The sequence below is a fragment of the Yoonia sp. KMU-150 genome (assembly GCF_056858355.1).
In genome coordinates, this window is the sequence record NZ_JBXEQF010000001.1 from 468,890 (window position 1) to 482,747 (window position 13,858).

General features: G+C 63.5%; 11 protein-coding genes. 7 read left to right on the top strand and 4 right to left on the bottom strand.

The features are described from left to right. The first annotated feature begins 100 nt into the window (after positions 1–100). Positions 101–1,501 (top strand): NADP-dependent phosphogluconate dehydrogenase, encoded by a 1,401-nt coding sequence (gene gndA / locus AC04PH_RS01965; protein WP_483064063.1) that lies wholly within the window; start codon positions 101–103, stop codon positions 1,499–1,501. On the opposite strand, the gene AC04PH_RS01970 is transcribed toward gndA, so the two are convergent. The 3 genes from AC04PH_RS01970 to AC04PH_RS01980 all read right to left on the bottom strand — a co-directional run bounded on the left by AC04PH_RS01970 (position 1,498) and on the right by AC04PH_RS01980 (position 4,902). Next, complete coding sequence (locus AC04PH_RS01970; protein ID WP_483064064.1) at positions 1,498–2,337, bottom strand: 3-oxoadipate:acetyl-CoA acetyltransferase; 840 nt, start codon at positions 2,335–2,337, stop codon at positions 1,498–1,500. The two genes, gndA and AC04PH_RS01970, sit on opposite strands and share 4 nt — an antisense overlap. A gap of 193 nt (positions 2,338–2,530) precedes the next feature. Further along, positions 2,531–3,595: a ParB/RepB/Spo0J family partition protein gene (locus AC04PH_RS01975; RefSeq protein ID WP_483064065.1), complete on the bottom strand. Its 1,065-nt coding sequence runs from the start codon at positions 3,593–3,595 to the stop codon at positions 2,531–2,533. Continuing rightward, positions 3,592–4,902 carry an AAA family ATPase gene (locus tag AC04PH_RS01980; RefSeq protein ID WP_483064066.1) on the bottom strand — a complete coding sequence of 437 codons (1,311 nt, stop codon included), beginning with the start codon at positions 4,900–4,902 and terminating at the stop codon, positions 3,592–3,594. The genes AC04PH_RS01975 and AC04PH_RS01980 overlap by 4 nt, the downstream gene beginning before the upstream one ends. Positions 4,903–5,263: 361 nt before the next feature. On the opposite strand from AC04PH_RS01980, the gene AC04PH_RS01985 reads away from it, so the two are divergent. From AC04PH_RS01985 to AC04PH_RS02010, 6 genes are all read left to right on the top strand, one after another. After that, complete coding sequence (locus tag AC04PH_RS01985; protein ID WP_483064067.1) at positions 5,264–5,566, top strand: hypothetical protein; 303 nt, start codon at positions 5,264–5,266, stop codon at positions 5,564–5,566. A 68-nt stretch (positions 5,567–5,634) separates the two neighbouring features. Beyond that, positions 5,635–5,964 carry a DnaA N-terminal domain-containing protein gene (locus AC04PH_RS01990; protein ID WP_483064068.1) on the top strand — a complete coding sequence of 110 codons (330 nt, stop codon included), beginning with the start codon at positions 5,635–5,637 and terminating at the stop codon, positions 5,962–5,964. A gap of 201 nt (positions 5,965–6,165) precedes the next feature. Next, positions 6,166–7,539: an MATE family efflux transporter gene (locus AC04PH_RS01995; RefSeq protein WP_483064069.1), complete on the top strand. Its 1,374-nt coding sequence runs from the start codon at positions 6,166–6,168 to the stop codon at positions 7,537–7,539. Between the two features lie 563 nt (positions 7,540–8,102). Next, positions 8,103–9,215: a phosphatase PAP2 family protein gene (locus tag AC04PH_RS02000; RefSeq protein WP_483064070.1), complete on the top strand. Its 1,113-nt coding sequence runs from the start codon at positions 8,103–8,105 to the stop codon at positions 9,213–9,215. Further along, complete coding sequence (locus AC04PH_RS02005) at positions 9,212–11,296, top strand: S8/S53 family peptidase (RefSeq protein WP_483064071.1); 2,085 nt, start codon at positions 9,212–9,214, stop codon at positions 11,294–11,296. The genes AC04PH_RS02000 and AC04PH_RS02005 overlap by 4 nt, the downstream gene beginning before the upstream one ends. 78 nt (positions 11,297–11,374) lie before the next feature. Continuing rightward, positions 11,375–13,012, top strand: a complete 1,638-nt coding sequence (locus AC04PH_RS02010) for an AfsR/SARP family transcriptional regulator (protein ID WP_483064072.1) — start codon at positions 11,375–11,377, stop codon at positions 13,010–13,012. Here the strand turns inward: AC04PH_RS02010 and AC04PH_RS02015 are convergent. Then, positions 13,009–13,770 carry an IS5 family transposase gene (locus AC04PH_RS02015; RefSeq protein ID WP_483064073.1) on the bottom strand — a complete coding sequence of 254 codons (762 nt, stop codon included), beginning with the start codon at positions 13,768–13,770 and terminating at the stop codon, positions 13,009–13,011. The genes AC04PH_RS02010 and AC04PH_RS02015 overlap by 4 nt on opposite strands. Positions 13,771–13,858: the final 88 nt, after the last annotated feature.

The window sequence follows — 13,858 nt, forward strand, 5'->3', positions numbered from 1 at the left end:
AGTTTAAGCCAAAACTGACGCGGCCCGCCGCACGCCCGCGTGATTTGACACGCTGCGCTGCCGCCACAACTGTAGTGGCGAGCAACCAAAGGACCACCCCATGAGCGACGCAGATATCGGCCTGATCGGCCTCGGCACCATGGGCGCGGCCCTGGCACTGAATATCGCCGACAAAGGCTATGACATCGCGGTGTTCAACCGCACGACCTCCAAGACCCATGACTTTCACGCGGACGCGGGCGATCTCGCCCCCCGGATCACGCCGACGGATACGCTCGAGGATCTCGTCGCCGCCATCGCCAAGCCCCGCGCGATCATCATCATGGTGCCCGCAGGTCAGCCGGTGGACGACCAGATCGACGCGCTGACCCCGCTGCTCGACGCCGACGACCTGATCATCGACGCGGGCAACGCGAATTTCCACGATACAGTGCGCCGTGTGGAATGCGCGACCGTCCCGTTCATGGGCATCGGCGTGTCCGGCGGCGAGGAAGGCGCGCGTCACGGCCCCGCGATCATGGGCGGCGGCGACCGCGCCTGCTGGGACCGGGTCGCGCCTATTCTCGAAGCGATCAGCGCGAAGTACGAAGGCACACCCTGCGCCACCTGGATGGGCGAGGAAGGCGCCGGGCATTTCGTCAAGGCCGTGCACAACGGCATCGAATACGCCGACATGCAGATGATCGCCGAATCCTACGGCATCATGCGCGACGGACTGGGCATGGATATGAGCGACATTGCGCAAACCTTCGCCCGCTGGAACGAAGGCGCGCTGCAATCCTACCTGATCGAGATTTCCGGCAAGGTCGCGGGGGCCACCGATACCGCGACCGGCAAGCCGCTGCTCAACATGATCGTCGATGCCGCAGGCCAGAAAGGCACCGGCCGCTGGACCGCGATCGAGGCGCAGGAACTAGCTACCCCCATCCCTGCGATTGAGGCCGCCATCGTCGCGCGCAACCTGTCTTCGCGCACCGGCGAACGGGCCATCGGGCAGGACATTTTCGGCACAGCCCCGCAGACCATCACATCGGACGAAATCAGTCTCGAACAGCTGGAACAGACCCTGATTGCGGGCAAGGTGATCTGCTATGCGCAGGGCTTCAACATGATCGCCGCCGCGGCGCAGGCCTTCGGCTGGGCGCTGCCCCTGCCAGACATCGCCCGCAACTGGCGCGCGGGCTGCATCATCCGCTCCGCCATGCTCGACGATATGGCCAGCGCCTTGGAAGACGATCCCAGCCGCAACCTGATGTTCGCGCCGACCTTCGCCCAATACCTCAAGGACACCCACGCCGCCCTGCGTCATGTCGTGGCGACCGGGGCCATGCACGGCATCCCCATGCCCGCCCTGTCATCCGGCCTCGCCTATTTCGACGCGATGCGCACCGCGCGCGGCACCGCCGACATGATCCAGGGCCAGCGCGATTACTTCGGCAGGCACGGCTTTGCCCGCTTCGATGCCGAAGGCAAGGACCACCACGGCCCCTGGGACGACTAGGGCCGCAATCCCAATATCGCCCGCGCCTGCGCAAATGTAGCGACGGGCCGTTCGTATTTCTCGCACAGCTCGGCCGCACGGCGGATCAGCGCGGCGTTCGACGGGGCAAGCGTGTGACGGTCCAGCCGCACGTTGTCTTCCAGCCCCGCACGGGTATGCCCGCCCGCGGCGATGGCCCATTCGTTGACCAGCACCTGCGCCGGGCCGACACCCGCCGCGCACCAGTTCGCATCCGGCGCGCGGTCGCGCATCAGCTTGACGTAGAAATCGAACACCTCCCGATCCGCCGGCATCGCGTTCTTCACGTTCATCACGAATTGCACATAGAGTTTCCCCGGCAGCACCCCTTCCCCGTGCATGGCGATGGCCTGCAGGATGTGGCTCAGATCGAAGGCCTCGACCTCGGGCGTGATGTCGTATTTTCCCATCTCCCCCGCCAGCCAGGCGACGAGGTCCGGCGGGTTCTCGTAAACCCGCGTGGGAAAGTTGTTAGACCCGACGGATAGCGACGCCATGTCGGGCCGCAGGGGCAACATCCCGCCGCGTTCGGCCCCTGCCCCGGACCTGCCGCCGGTCGAAAACTGGATGATCACGCCGGGGCAGTGCTTCTCCAATCCTTCCTTCAGCGCCGCGAATTTCTCCGGATCGCTTGACGGGGACTCGTCGTCGTTGCGCACATGCGCGTGGATGATCGCCGCCCCCGCCTCCACCGCCGCGTGGCTGCTCTCGATCTGCTCAGACACGCTGATCGGCACCGCGGGGTTGGCCGCTTTCGTCGGCACCGATCCGGTGATCGCGCAACATAGAATACAGGGATTTTGGCTTGGCTCGACCATTTCATTACCTTCGGGATGGCTGCACGTCAATCTTACCGGGCCGCATGGAGTTTGACGACGACCAATCGCAAATATAGTATAACATATTGATATTAATCAATTATTTCAATTATTGGCGATGCAGCGGCAGTAACCCACGGGTTACCGTCCCTCAAAACGCCCAACAAGGTAACCCACGGGTTACCACGCCGGATTACAGCCGGGTAACCCGTGGGTTACCCTTCAGCGCCGCCTCGAACGCGGCAACCGCATCCTCCAGCTGCCCTTTCGGAATGCTCGCGAAATCCACTCCGGCGACGATCCGGCATTCGCCGTTGCGCGCCGTGACCTTCATGTCGCCGACGTGAAACTCGCGCTTTTCCTTGCGTTCGGCATTTCCCTTGGGCGCACCCCGGGTTCGCTCCCGCTGGAGGAATCGCGTCAAGACCTGTGTCTGCGCATCCTCTGTCGTGCAGGCCCGCAACTCCAGCCGCAGCGCCTCCTGGTTCCGCGTCACCTTCAGCGCACGGGCCACATCCGCCCCGAGATTGCGCGAAACGGCCTTGGGAAACTTCAGGTCGTCTTCCAGCGCGCATAGCAGGAACACGAAATTACGGATATAGGACCGCTTCATCTTGTGCAGCGAACCATAAAGACGCGGCACCATTTCATCGGGGTCGGCACCATTTGTCGCCTCGTCCTCCGCCGCCAGAATCGCCACCTGTGCCATTTCGGCAAAGGTGAGATCCTCACGCACGACGTTCTCCTCGACCATGTCGATATAGCGCGTGATCCGACTGTCGCCGCTCTCGTCGATGCGCGCGATGATGGTGCTGAACTCTTCCGCTCCGGTTTCTGCATGAAGCTGCGACAATGCAGTGAACCGCCGCCAGCCTTTCTTCAATTGCAACGTGCCCTCCGCATCGCGATAAAGTTCCACCGGTTCCTTCTGTCCCCGCGCACGGATCGAGTTCTTCAGCTCCTCCATCTCGTCCGAAGTGGCGACCGCGCGCAGGTCCAGCCGGTCGCGCGGCAGGTCGGTTGTTTGCACATCCGTCAGCGGCACGGCGACGAGCACCCGCCCCTCGCTTTGTGCGGCGCGAAAGGCCTTGGCATCTTCGACGTTTTTGCGCCGCTGCTCGACCTTGGCCTCGGTGGTCTCCGTCAGGCTTTCCGCCGCCTCGCGCACCGCGGCCCCCATCGGCCCGACGGACCGTTCGCGACGGGTTTCGAACGGCGCGTCGACCGGCGTAATTCCAAATTTGTTCTTCGGTGTCATTGCTTGGCCTCATCTGTTTTTTTCGGTTGCTCCCAAGCATTGAGAACAGTGGTTTTGAATTCGTTATAGGCCCGGTCGAAGGATTGACGGGCGCGTTTCCAGGTCTCGCGAGTCATCTGGCGATAGTCCTGTTCGTAAACGCTCATCTGGAACCGGCCCGACTGTTCGACCGCGCGGGTCATCTCGATCGGGTTCAGGCAGACATCGGCGCCGAACACGTTGCGGAACGCCTCCATCATCGCACCGTGCAGCGGGTTGTTCGCCTCGAACCGAGTCATCAGCAGGCGCAAGTCCATGAAGGTCTTGGGCAGCGTCAGGCCCGCGTCCTTGGCAAGTGCCGCGAAACCGTCGGAGATATCCGCCATCGCATCGCCAAGCTGTCCCAGATAGCTGGTCGTGCTGTCGTATTCCCAATAGCCGGGGCCGGAGGGGATATAGAGGATGTCGGAGGCGAAAGCCGCGTTCAAGGACTGATAGCCGATCGCCGGTGGGCAGTCGAAGATGATCAGGTCATACTGATCGTCGGGCAACTCGTTCAGGTAGCGATCGACACAGCCGAAGAAACTCCACGCCTTGTGCAGGCTGCGGTATTGCGCGCTGGCGAATTCGACGAAGGCCGCGTTGGCGCAGCTCGGGATGATGTCGATGGTCGGCCAGCAGGTCGGCTGGATGAAATCCTGGAACCGCTGCGCGCCGATGGATTGAACATCGTCGGGCAATTCATCGCTGGACGGGTAGGGGCAATCGTCGGGGTCGTCATAGCTGTCGGTGATCCGGTCCGCCTCGCGGCAGAGATCGCGGCACATGATGCCCCAGACCGTGTTCCACTCCTTCACCTCGGTGATGCCCATCGAATGGGTCAGCGTGGCCTGCGGGTCAAAGTCGACGCAGAGCACGCGGTAACCGTCGAGGGCGGCGGCGTTGGCGAGGTGCTGCGCCACGACAGTCTTGCCGACACCGCCCTTGAAGTTGCTGACGGCGACCCGCAGAGCGCGGCCCTTCGGCCGTTTGGGCAGCAGCGACTTGCCGCGGAACTTCACGCGACGGCGCAGCTCGTTGATCTCCTGCAAAGTGAACCATCGCTGCCGCCCATCCTCTTCAGTCTCGCCCTGTGGCAAGGAGGGGTCGTCGGCGAGTTTCTTGCGCAAAGTGTCGGCGGGCACGTCGAACATAAACTGGCTGATTTCCCAGATCGAGAACGGCCGCAGGGTTTTCACTTCGCCGGGCGAAAAGGTCGCGCGGCGCACGGCGGCCTGCTGCGCGAGGCTGCGCTCGTTCATGTTCTGGAGGTCTGTGTGATTGCGCATCTTGATTTCTCGTTTTTTCTGCTCACACGCTGGATAACGAGAAATCACGGTTTTGCAATTTTCTATTTTCAGGAAACCCGCCTTTCTCCATTGCGCTATGACTAGTGTCTGACAACATCCTCGCGCTATATTTGGTGATACGCTATCGTTCCGAACGAAGGTTAGGGTGACATGACTCACCAGATATGGTGACACGACCGGTGTCACCCTTAACCAATATAACCTGATCTATGTCTATTCTTGCGAAATCGACTCCATTTCCGCTAAATTCAGCGATGCTGACAGAAAACGGGATTTCATGGTTCGGTGACACATAATCAGAATCGGTGCGGATGACCGATCTAGAGCAGAGCAGTGGCCCATGGTCATGGATGCAAAACGATTGACCGGCGTCAATGCCGGCGCCATGATGTATGACCTTTTGACGGCCTTGTCCGTCTATGGGTTGCACAGCGGGCCACGGATGCAGATTGCCATGGCGCGTCTGACCACCCTGATGACCGCGCGGTATAACTGGCGGCTTGATGAGTTCAGCGTCGGGCAGCGCGATCTGTCACGGATGTGGAATATCACCGAACGCAGCGTGAAACGCGAAATCAAGTTCTGGACCGAGAACCGGCTCGTCATCGTCAAACGCGCGGGCGTGTCGCAGCATACCGGTTGAATTACCCTGAAATATACCGGTTGTCCGCCCCGTTCTGGGCCGCGGTCGGTCCGAATTTCGATGAGCGTATGCGTGACGTCGCACCGCAAGCTGGTGCAAAGGTGGTGCAGGTCGATTTTGCCGGCAAGTCAAAGGCAAGTGCCGCTTTGCCGGAGGGGCAGGGGGCCTGGCGGGATGTCTGCCAGCGCGTGCGCGATGCACATCCCGCAACCTATAAAAGCTGGATCGCACAGTTGATCTATCTAGGCGATGACGGGCGGTACGTGCGACTGGAGGCGCCGGGGCGGTTCGTCTCGCAATACGTGGAAACCCATTGCATGACGATTCTGGCCGAGGCTGTCGAAGCGATGATCGGTCCCGGTCGCCGGATCGTTTTGACAGCACGCGCCTCGCAATAGACTCTAATCAGTGTGTTTGTGACTGCTCCAACGATGTTAAGGTGCGAAGTGGTTCGGGCAGTTGCACCCCAATCGTTTGCCAGATCGGCCTGACCGGGCTAGCTGTGAGACAAGACGAAGACCGATCCTCGGACATCGTGACATTTTCCGGCACTGTGATGGCGTTTCGCCCTGTGCGGTAACGGCCATCGGGGGCATGAGATGAAAGCGATCCAAGACGATCTGACAAGCGGCGGCATGGCCGGACATTTCCGCACCCTGGCGATCCCCGCTGCGCTCGGGATGCTGTTTTCGACGCTTTACAACGTTGTCGACGTTTACTGGGCGGGGCGGCTGTCGACCGAGGCGCAGGCCGGGCTGGCCATCGGGTTTCAGGCGTTCTTTATCCTTATGGCCGTGGGCTTTGGTCTTGGATCGGCGATGTCGGCGCTGGTCAGCAACGCCAAAGGCAAAAAGGATACCCGCAGCACTCGGCGCATCGCGGCGCAGGGATTGAGTTTCGGCGTGATCGCGACCGTCAGCTTTATGGTGATCGGGTGGATCGGTGGCCCGTATCTGATCCAGCTTGTGTCGGAGGAGGGCGGATATCGGGATGCGGCGACCGGGTATTTCCGCTGGCTGATATTTGCATTGCCGGGGTTCTTTCTGGCCTACGGCGGTAACGGAATCTTGCAGGCCCATGGCGACAGCCGAACACTTCAGCGTGGGCTGATGGCTGCATTTTTCCTGAATGTGGGGCTGAACCCGCTGCTGATGTTCGGGGTGCCGGGGATCTGGGGCGGTATGGGCTTCAACGGTATCGCGGTCGCCACGATCGTCAGCCAGACCGGTGTGATGCTGTGGGTGCTTTCGCGCATCCTGAAGCTGGAGATGATGGCACGGGTGAAGGCGGTGGAGTTCATCCCTGATCTGGGCACGTTTCGGGACATCATCGCGCAGCTGCTGCCGTCGAGCACGGCGATGATCGTGATGTTCGTGTCCGGTTTCGTCGTGCAGTTCGCGCTGAAGGGTTTCGGGGAAGAAGCCATCGCGGCCTATGGCATCGCGCTGCGGATCGAGCAGATTCTGCTGCTCCCGGTTCTGGGCATGACCGGGGCGCTGCTGCCGATCGTGGGACAGAATTTCGGCGCCGACCAACCCGACCGGGTGCGCGCGGCGCTATTTTTCTGCTGGAAGGTCGGCTTTGCCATGTCCGCAATCGCGATGCCGGTGCTGTGGTTCGGCGGGCGGACCGCGATGGGGCTGTTCACCGACGACGGCAAGGTGATCGATATCGGTGTCAGTTACCTGCGGGTCGATGCGGTCCTGTTCTCGATCTACATGATGTTGTTCGCCATCAATTCCCTTTTGCAGGGTCTGAAACGGCCGATCTGGACGCTGTGGATCAGCATCTATCGACAGGGGTTCGGGGTGGCGTTTTTCATCTGGGTTTTCATCGGTGTACTGGATTTCGACGTCTGGGGCGTCTGGCTGGGAATCGCCACGGCTGTGGCCTCGGGCTGGGTGATCGCGTTGTTTGTCGCGGCCCGGATCGCGCGTGAGGAAATCGGGGGCTTGCGGCCTGCGCAGACCTGAAAGCGGCCGCCGGGCACCGGACGACCACTCAATCGTCCGGTGCTGCGGCTTGCCATGCACGGGGGAGCCCGCGCAGGCCAGCGTATCAGGACAGCCGGGAAATTAGAGGTTGCTGTCACCGATCTCAGGGAGTTGTTCACCGGGGCGTAGTCATGGATAATCCACAGCCCCGACAAACGTGAAATAAACGTCTAAAATACGCTCTGGTCGTGCAGGACTGCCCCTGACCGAATTTCAGGGGGGCCGCGTGAACGGCCATGTCCCGCAAGACATGACGTAAGGTTAAGACACACAGCGTGAGGCTTGCGTGAGGTTCGGGTGAGGACCGCGAGAGAAAACCGTGTGTTGCACACACAGGTCGAGGCCGTTTTGCGCGCGGTAAAACCAGAGCGCGAGTGGTCCGTGTCAACTGCCACCTAAGCGGTTTCAAAGGCTTCTCGGATCGGTGTGCTGTTATCTCACGCTAGACTTGCGCTACGCTCACGGGGCGTTTGCAAGGGTTAACGTGACCGGGCGCGTTGGGCGGTCGGCGTTCAAGAGATTTCACACGAGGGGTATGCGGCATGGCATTGGCGGGCGGAACACACGGCGGGACACATGGCGGCACCCATGGAGGCACGCATGGCGGAACCCACGGCGGGACACACGGGGGAACGCATGGCGGCACCCACGGTGGAACGCACGGGGGGTTTCGCGCGGCAGGCGCCGCGTCGCCATTGATGGCCGCAGCACTGGCCGCGGCGCGCGATGCCACGACGGGTTATTGGGATCTGCAGAACGCCAGCTACGACACCATCGCGGCGCCTGCCGACCTTGACCGGCTTACCTATCTGTCCGACGGGCGGCGGCAGCAGATCTACGTCAACGAGGTCGCGGCGAATTTCAGCGTGGCGGATGCCGGTGGCGCGGGGGCGACGGTGTCGGTTGCGAGTGATCCGCTGTCGACCGTGACCCGCCCCGATATCGACATCGCGAAACAGATGGCGCATGTGCGCGGCTATGCGGACCTGCGGGCGGACCGGATCGCGGAGATCGTCGTGCAGACCGACGACATCCTGTCATTTCTGGGCAGTGTCGTGCCGCTGAACCCGTTTCGCTATGAAAAGACACTGCATGTGTTGTCGGCGGTGCATGATGTGGTGATGCAGCAGGAGATGCAGATCAAGCACTACTGCTGGATGGCGCGGCCCATCGACTATGCGCCGCAGGTACAGCCGGTCATCCCGACGCCGGATCACTCCAGTTTTCCGTCCGGCCACGCGATGGAGATCACGGCACTGGCGACGGTGCTGCACCGGTTGCAGACCGGCGAAAGCCTTGCCACGGCGATGGCCACGGACGAGATGCCGATGCTGTTCCGGGCGGCGCACCGTGTGGCCGTCAACCGGACGGTGGCGGGCGTGCACTTCCCGGTGGATTCCGCCGCAGGCGCGATCGTGGGCAGCGTCATGGCCGAAGCGATCGCCAATCTGGCCGAAGGGGTGGAGACGCCGAAGCAGGACTTCGGTGCAGGTACGTTCCCCGATACGGAGGATTATTCGCTGCAATGGATGCGCGCCAATCTGGGGCAGGGCGGGGCGACATCGACCTATCCCGGGGCGCGGATGCCGCTGTTTGCAGGCCTGTGGGCCGAGGCCGTCGCGGAGTGGCGCGCGGATGCCGGGGCGATGGTATGAGCCTGACATGGAGCGGGTGGCGTCCCTATGGGGGCGGGTCGATCTACATCGACTGGTCGCGCAACGGCCCCGGCGAGGACCGGATCGACAGTGAGGCGGGCGAGGGGCTGACACTTGTGCAGCCACAGGGCACCGCGCCGGGTTTTGCCTTCGACGGGCTGACCGACCCGCTGCCAATCCCCGCGTTTGCGCGAAACGGGACCCATGTGGGCCCCGATCTGCCTTTGCCCGGCCTGCCGCCGGAGAACAGTCTTCCCGGCGGGATACGCGCGGACGGGAGCCTGAAAATCCCCGACGACACGATCATCGCGGGTGTCATCGACGTCGGCATGCCGCTGGGTCACCGGCGCACGCGGTTGGCCAACGGCAAGACCCGCATCCTCGCGGCATGGCAGATGATGGGTGACTGGACGCTGAGCGGGCACGACTATCTGCCGTTCGGATGTGAATTCTATGCCCGCGACATCAACCGGATGATCAGGGCCAGCAGCAACGGCAACCGCCGCGGGCTGCTGGACGAGGCGGCGCTGAACCGGACCACCGGTGTGACCCATATGACCGAACGACTGGGGCAGCGGTTCGCGGCGCGGCGCGTGTCGCACGGGTCGCATGTGCTGGATGTCGTCGCGGGGGCGGAACCGGACGACCCTGTCGCAGAGCGGGTGCGCATCATCGCGGTGAATGCACCGTCGAGCCGCACGTTCGGTGCATCGGGCACCTATCTGGACAATTTCATGTTCCATGGCATCCAGCGGATCGTCGATCTGGCCGATGCGATCTGGGACAAGCAGCACCCTGACGGCGATCACAGCAACGCCGACGGGCAGCGTGGCTTTGCCATCGTGATCAATATGTCGTTCGGCAGGCAAGCCGGTTCGAAGGACGCGCTGGACCTGTTTCCGGCAGAACTCGCACGGTTCCACGCGGCGCGCGCGGCGGCGGGACGGCCGCCGGTCTCCTTCACAATGCCATCGGGCAATGACAACCTGATGCGCTGCAACGCCTTTTTAGAGCCTGTTTCGGGGGCGACCGAGACACTGGATTGGCGGATTCTGCCGCAGGACCAGTCATCGAATTTCACCGAACTTTGGGTCGACGATGCGGATGCGCCGCCGCTGGCCATCGACCTTACGCCGCCCTTCGTCAGCAGCGCGCCGACCGACCCGCCGCACGACGGGCAGGACCATGTCCGGGACCTGCTGGACAGTGACGGCGCGACCGTGGCGCGCATTTATGCGCTGCATAAGTCGCTGCCGTCCGATCCGGCAGCGGGCGACGGGCAGGCCGCGAAAAAGCTGTGCTATACATTCTGCGTGGCGCCCACCCATGATCCGACCGGCAAAGCGGGTATCGCGCCGCACGGCACCTGGCGGATCGCGCTGCAGAACCGGGGCGGTGCCACGCTGCAATGCGCGCTTTCGGTGCAGACCGATCAGGTCAACGGCGGCGAAGGGGGTGTCAATCTGCGATCCTATTTCGACGATGCGACCTATGTGCGGCATGGGCCGGATGGGCGTTTGCTGGACAGCTACAGCTTTCCGCCGGATGCGGGCGGCAACGTCGACAACCTGGATACACAGTCGGGTTCTGCGGTGCGGCGGCATGGGACGATGAACGCCTCTGCCGCGCATGATCAGGTGGTCAGGGTAGGCGGTTACCGGCAGTCGGACGGGCGTCCCGCGCCCTATTCGGCCACCGGGCGCGGTGCGGCAGAGAACGGCCCGGACGGCACGACGGTGGCCAATCTGGGCAATGCGGGCCGCGCATCGACCCCCACGGCGGCGTTTCCCACCGATGACGGCACGGTGCATTTCGGAATACTGGCGGCGGGGGCGGCGGAGGGTTCTGTCGCGGCGATGCAGGGCACCAGCTTTGCCGCGTCACAGGCAGCCCGCGCGCTTGTGCAGAGCCTGATGGACCCGGCCCAGACCGGCACCGATGTGGATCGGTTGGTCGGGATGGCCACACAGGCAGAGGCCGATGGCGTGCACCCGACGGGGTTCAGCACAGGGCTTGCACCGGTGCTGGGGGCCGGGCGCATTCCCGCACCCTATCGCCGCGAAAAGGCGCGGCTGGCCTGAAAATTCGGCGCGTGCCGGGGTCAGCGTTTGACAACACGTCTCGTTTCCGCCTGACTGTCCGGCAGGGACGGGGACCACGTGGCATCTGACAAGGTTGTGATCGAAACGGTGGGTGTTTTGCACCTGACCGCGCCTGACGGGCGTCATCTGACACCGCCCGGAGCGTTGCCGCGCGCGGTGCTCGCCGTGATCCTGCTGTCGCCGCGCATGACCGTGGCCCGCCGCAAACTCGAGGCGCTCCTGTGGCCCGACCGGGACGGCAAGCAGGCGTCGGGCAGTTTGCGGCAGGTGCTTGGGGTGATCCGCAGGGCGTTGAGGCCGCACGACGATATTCTGGTCTCCGGGCGCACCGACCTGTCGCTCGATCCGCACCGGGTGGCGGTCGATCTGTTCGACGCACCGCAGGAGGCCTTTGCCAAGCTGGCGGCGGGCGGCGCGCTCTTCGACGGACTTGATCTGCGATCGGAGGAATTCGAGGACTGGTTGCGGCAGGAGCGGACGGCTCTGGAGGACCGGCGTGAACGCGAAACGGGTGCCGTGCCGGAGCTGAGCGGCCCGACGCTGATCCGAAACCCGGGCGTTCTGATGGACCTCCCACGTCTTTATGCGGACCCGCGGGGCATGAGCGAGGGACTGGACAGTTTCATCGCCGAGGCGATCTGCACCCAGCTTGCGCAGACCGCTGTGGAACACGCCCGGACCGAGGTTGTCGTGCTCGACGGCGCGCTGACGCAAAGCGTGATGGCACCGGGGTCACGCTGCACGGTGCGGGTCACCCGGCAGGGCGACCGGATGCTGGTGCTGGCGCGGCTGACGCTGGAACCCGCGGGCCGCCAGATCTGGACCCGGCGGGTCAGCTTCGATGCCAACGACGATCTGGAAGCGGTGGATGTCGCGGCGTCGCTGGCGCTGGAAGCGACCGAGGCGCACGCGGCGCTGGATGGCGGGGGGAGTGCGGCGGAGCGGGCAAACGCGATGGCCGCCAAGGCGCTTGGCGATGTGTTCAGTTTCGACCCCGCGCGTCTGCGTCAGGCCGACTGGCTGCTGGAACAGGCACAGGCGCTGGATGCCTTTGCCCCGCGCCCTGCCTTGCGGGCACTGGCCAAGGCGTTTCTGGCGCTGGAAAGCGATGACCACGACGCCGCGACCCTGCAGCAGGAGGCCGATCATCTGATCGCGGAGGCGTTGCGACAGGACGGCGGCAACCCGCTGGCGCTCGCCTTTATCGCGGACGTACAGGACCTGGTCTTTACCGATCCGCATGCGGCGCTGTCATACGCCAACAAGGCACTGCAGGCCAATCCGGGGACCGGTTACGCCTATGCCAGCCTGGGCGCGCTGGAGTTGCGGCGCGGGCAGGGGGCGGCGGCGCTGGAGGCGGCGAGCCGCGCGAAGCGCCAGCTGCAGAACACGTCTTTGCAGGTATTCGCGCTGATGCGGTTCTGCGTGGCGGCCATGACGATGGGCAATTTCGATGCGGCGACGGAGGCTTCCTATCAGGCGTCGCTGCTGGCACCGACCTCGCGCCCGCCGCTGCGGCACCTGTATGCGCTGCGGCTTTATCGCGGAGACAGGGCGGGTGCGCGTACGGCCCTGACCGCGTTGCGCAAGCTGGAGCCCGATTTTTCCATGCGACGGTTGCGCGAGGACCCGGATTTTCCGGCCGCGACCCTGCGCGCGCTGGGGCTGGACAAGCTCGACGACGTCGACGACTAGGGCGTGGATTCGATAGCACGCAGCCACAGTCTTGAGGATGCGAGGGCGACGGCGGCGATGAAAGTGGCGGCGTGTTTCTCGAAGCATTTGGCAATGCGGCGGACCTGTTTGAGATTGCACAAGAAGCGTTCCACGAGGTTGCGTTGACGATAGAGATCGGCTGGAACGCTGCGCTGGAGTCGCACCCGGCTTTGCGTCGGGATGTGCGCCTCGCCACCGCGGTCGCGCACCAACTCGACCAAGGCGCGGCTGTCGTAACCCCTGTCAGATATGACGGTGCCGGATAGCAAGGCGTTCAGCAGGAGCGGTGCAGCGGTTTTGTCGGAGGCTTGTCCGGGGGGGATCAACAGCTTGACCGGTATACCATCCTGATCGACGACGGCGTGGACCTTGGTGCTCAATCCGCCACGAGAGCGGCCGATGGCGTTATCCGTCCCCACTTTTCCGCCTGCGGCGTGTTGGTGGGCTCGGACGATAGAACTACCGATCAGGTGCAGGGAATGCGGCGACCGCCGTGCCGGTTCTTCGAATGTCTTCAGCCAGATACCGCGTTCGGCCCAGCGATTGAACCGATTGTAGACGGTCATGTAGAGGCCGTAGCGCTCCGGCAGATCGCGCCAGGGCGCACCGGTGCGAAGCACATGGAGTATTCCGTTGACCACCCGCCGATCGCCCACCTGTAGCCCGCACTTGCCGGGTCTCGGCAGTAACGGATGCACGATCATCCATTCCTCGTCGCTCAGATCGTATCGCGCCATGACAACCTCCTGCTCTTTTGCAGGAATGAACCACCAGTGCCATCCCACGGGAATACCCCAATTGAGTACACGCACTAGCGCTGCTTCG

Excerpts from the sequence above, each read along its gene's own strand:
- AC04PH_RS02015 (WP_483064073.1), bottom strand. The coding sequence starts at position 13,770 with ATGGCGCGATACGATCTGAGCGACGAGGAATGGATGATCGTGCATCCG.
- AC04PH_RS01995 (WP_483064069.1), top strand. The coding sequence starts at position 6,166 with ATGAAAGCGATCCAAGACGATCTGACAAGCGGCGGCATGGCCGGACAT.
- AC04PH_RS01985 (WP_483064067.1), top strand. The coding sequence starts at position 5,264 with ATGGTCATGGATGCAAAACGATTGACCGGCGTCAATGCCGGCGCCATG.
- gndA (WP_483064063.1), top strand. The coding sequence starts at position 101 with ATGAGCGACGCAGATATCGGCCTGATCGGCCTCGGCACCATGGGCGCG.
- AC04PH_RS02000 (WP_483064070.1), top strand. The coding sequence starts at position 8,103 with ATGGCATTGGCGGGCGGAACACACGGCGGGACACATGGCGGCACCCAT.
- AC04PH_RS01980 (WP_483064066.1), bottom strand. The coding sequence starts at position 4,902 with ATGCGCAATCACACAGACCTCCAGAACATGAACGAGCGCAGCCTCGCG.
- AC04PH_RS01975 (WP_483064065.1), bottom strand. The coding sequence starts at position 3,595 with ATGACACCGAAGAACAAATTTGGAATTACGCCGGTCGACGCGCCGTTC.
- AC04PH_RS01970 (WP_483064064.1), bottom strand. The coding sequence starts at position 2,337 with ATGGTCGAGCCAAGCCAAAATCCCTGTATTCTATGTTGCGCGATCACC.
- AC04PH_RS01990 (WP_483064068.1), top strand. The coding sequence starts at position 5,635 with ATGCGTGACGTCGCACCGCAAGCTGGTGCAAAGGTGGTGCAGGTCGAT.
- AC04PH_RS02005 (WP_483064071.1), top strand. The coding sequence starts at position 9,212 with ATGAGCCTGACATGGAGCGGGTGGCGTCCCTATGGGGGCGGGTCGATC.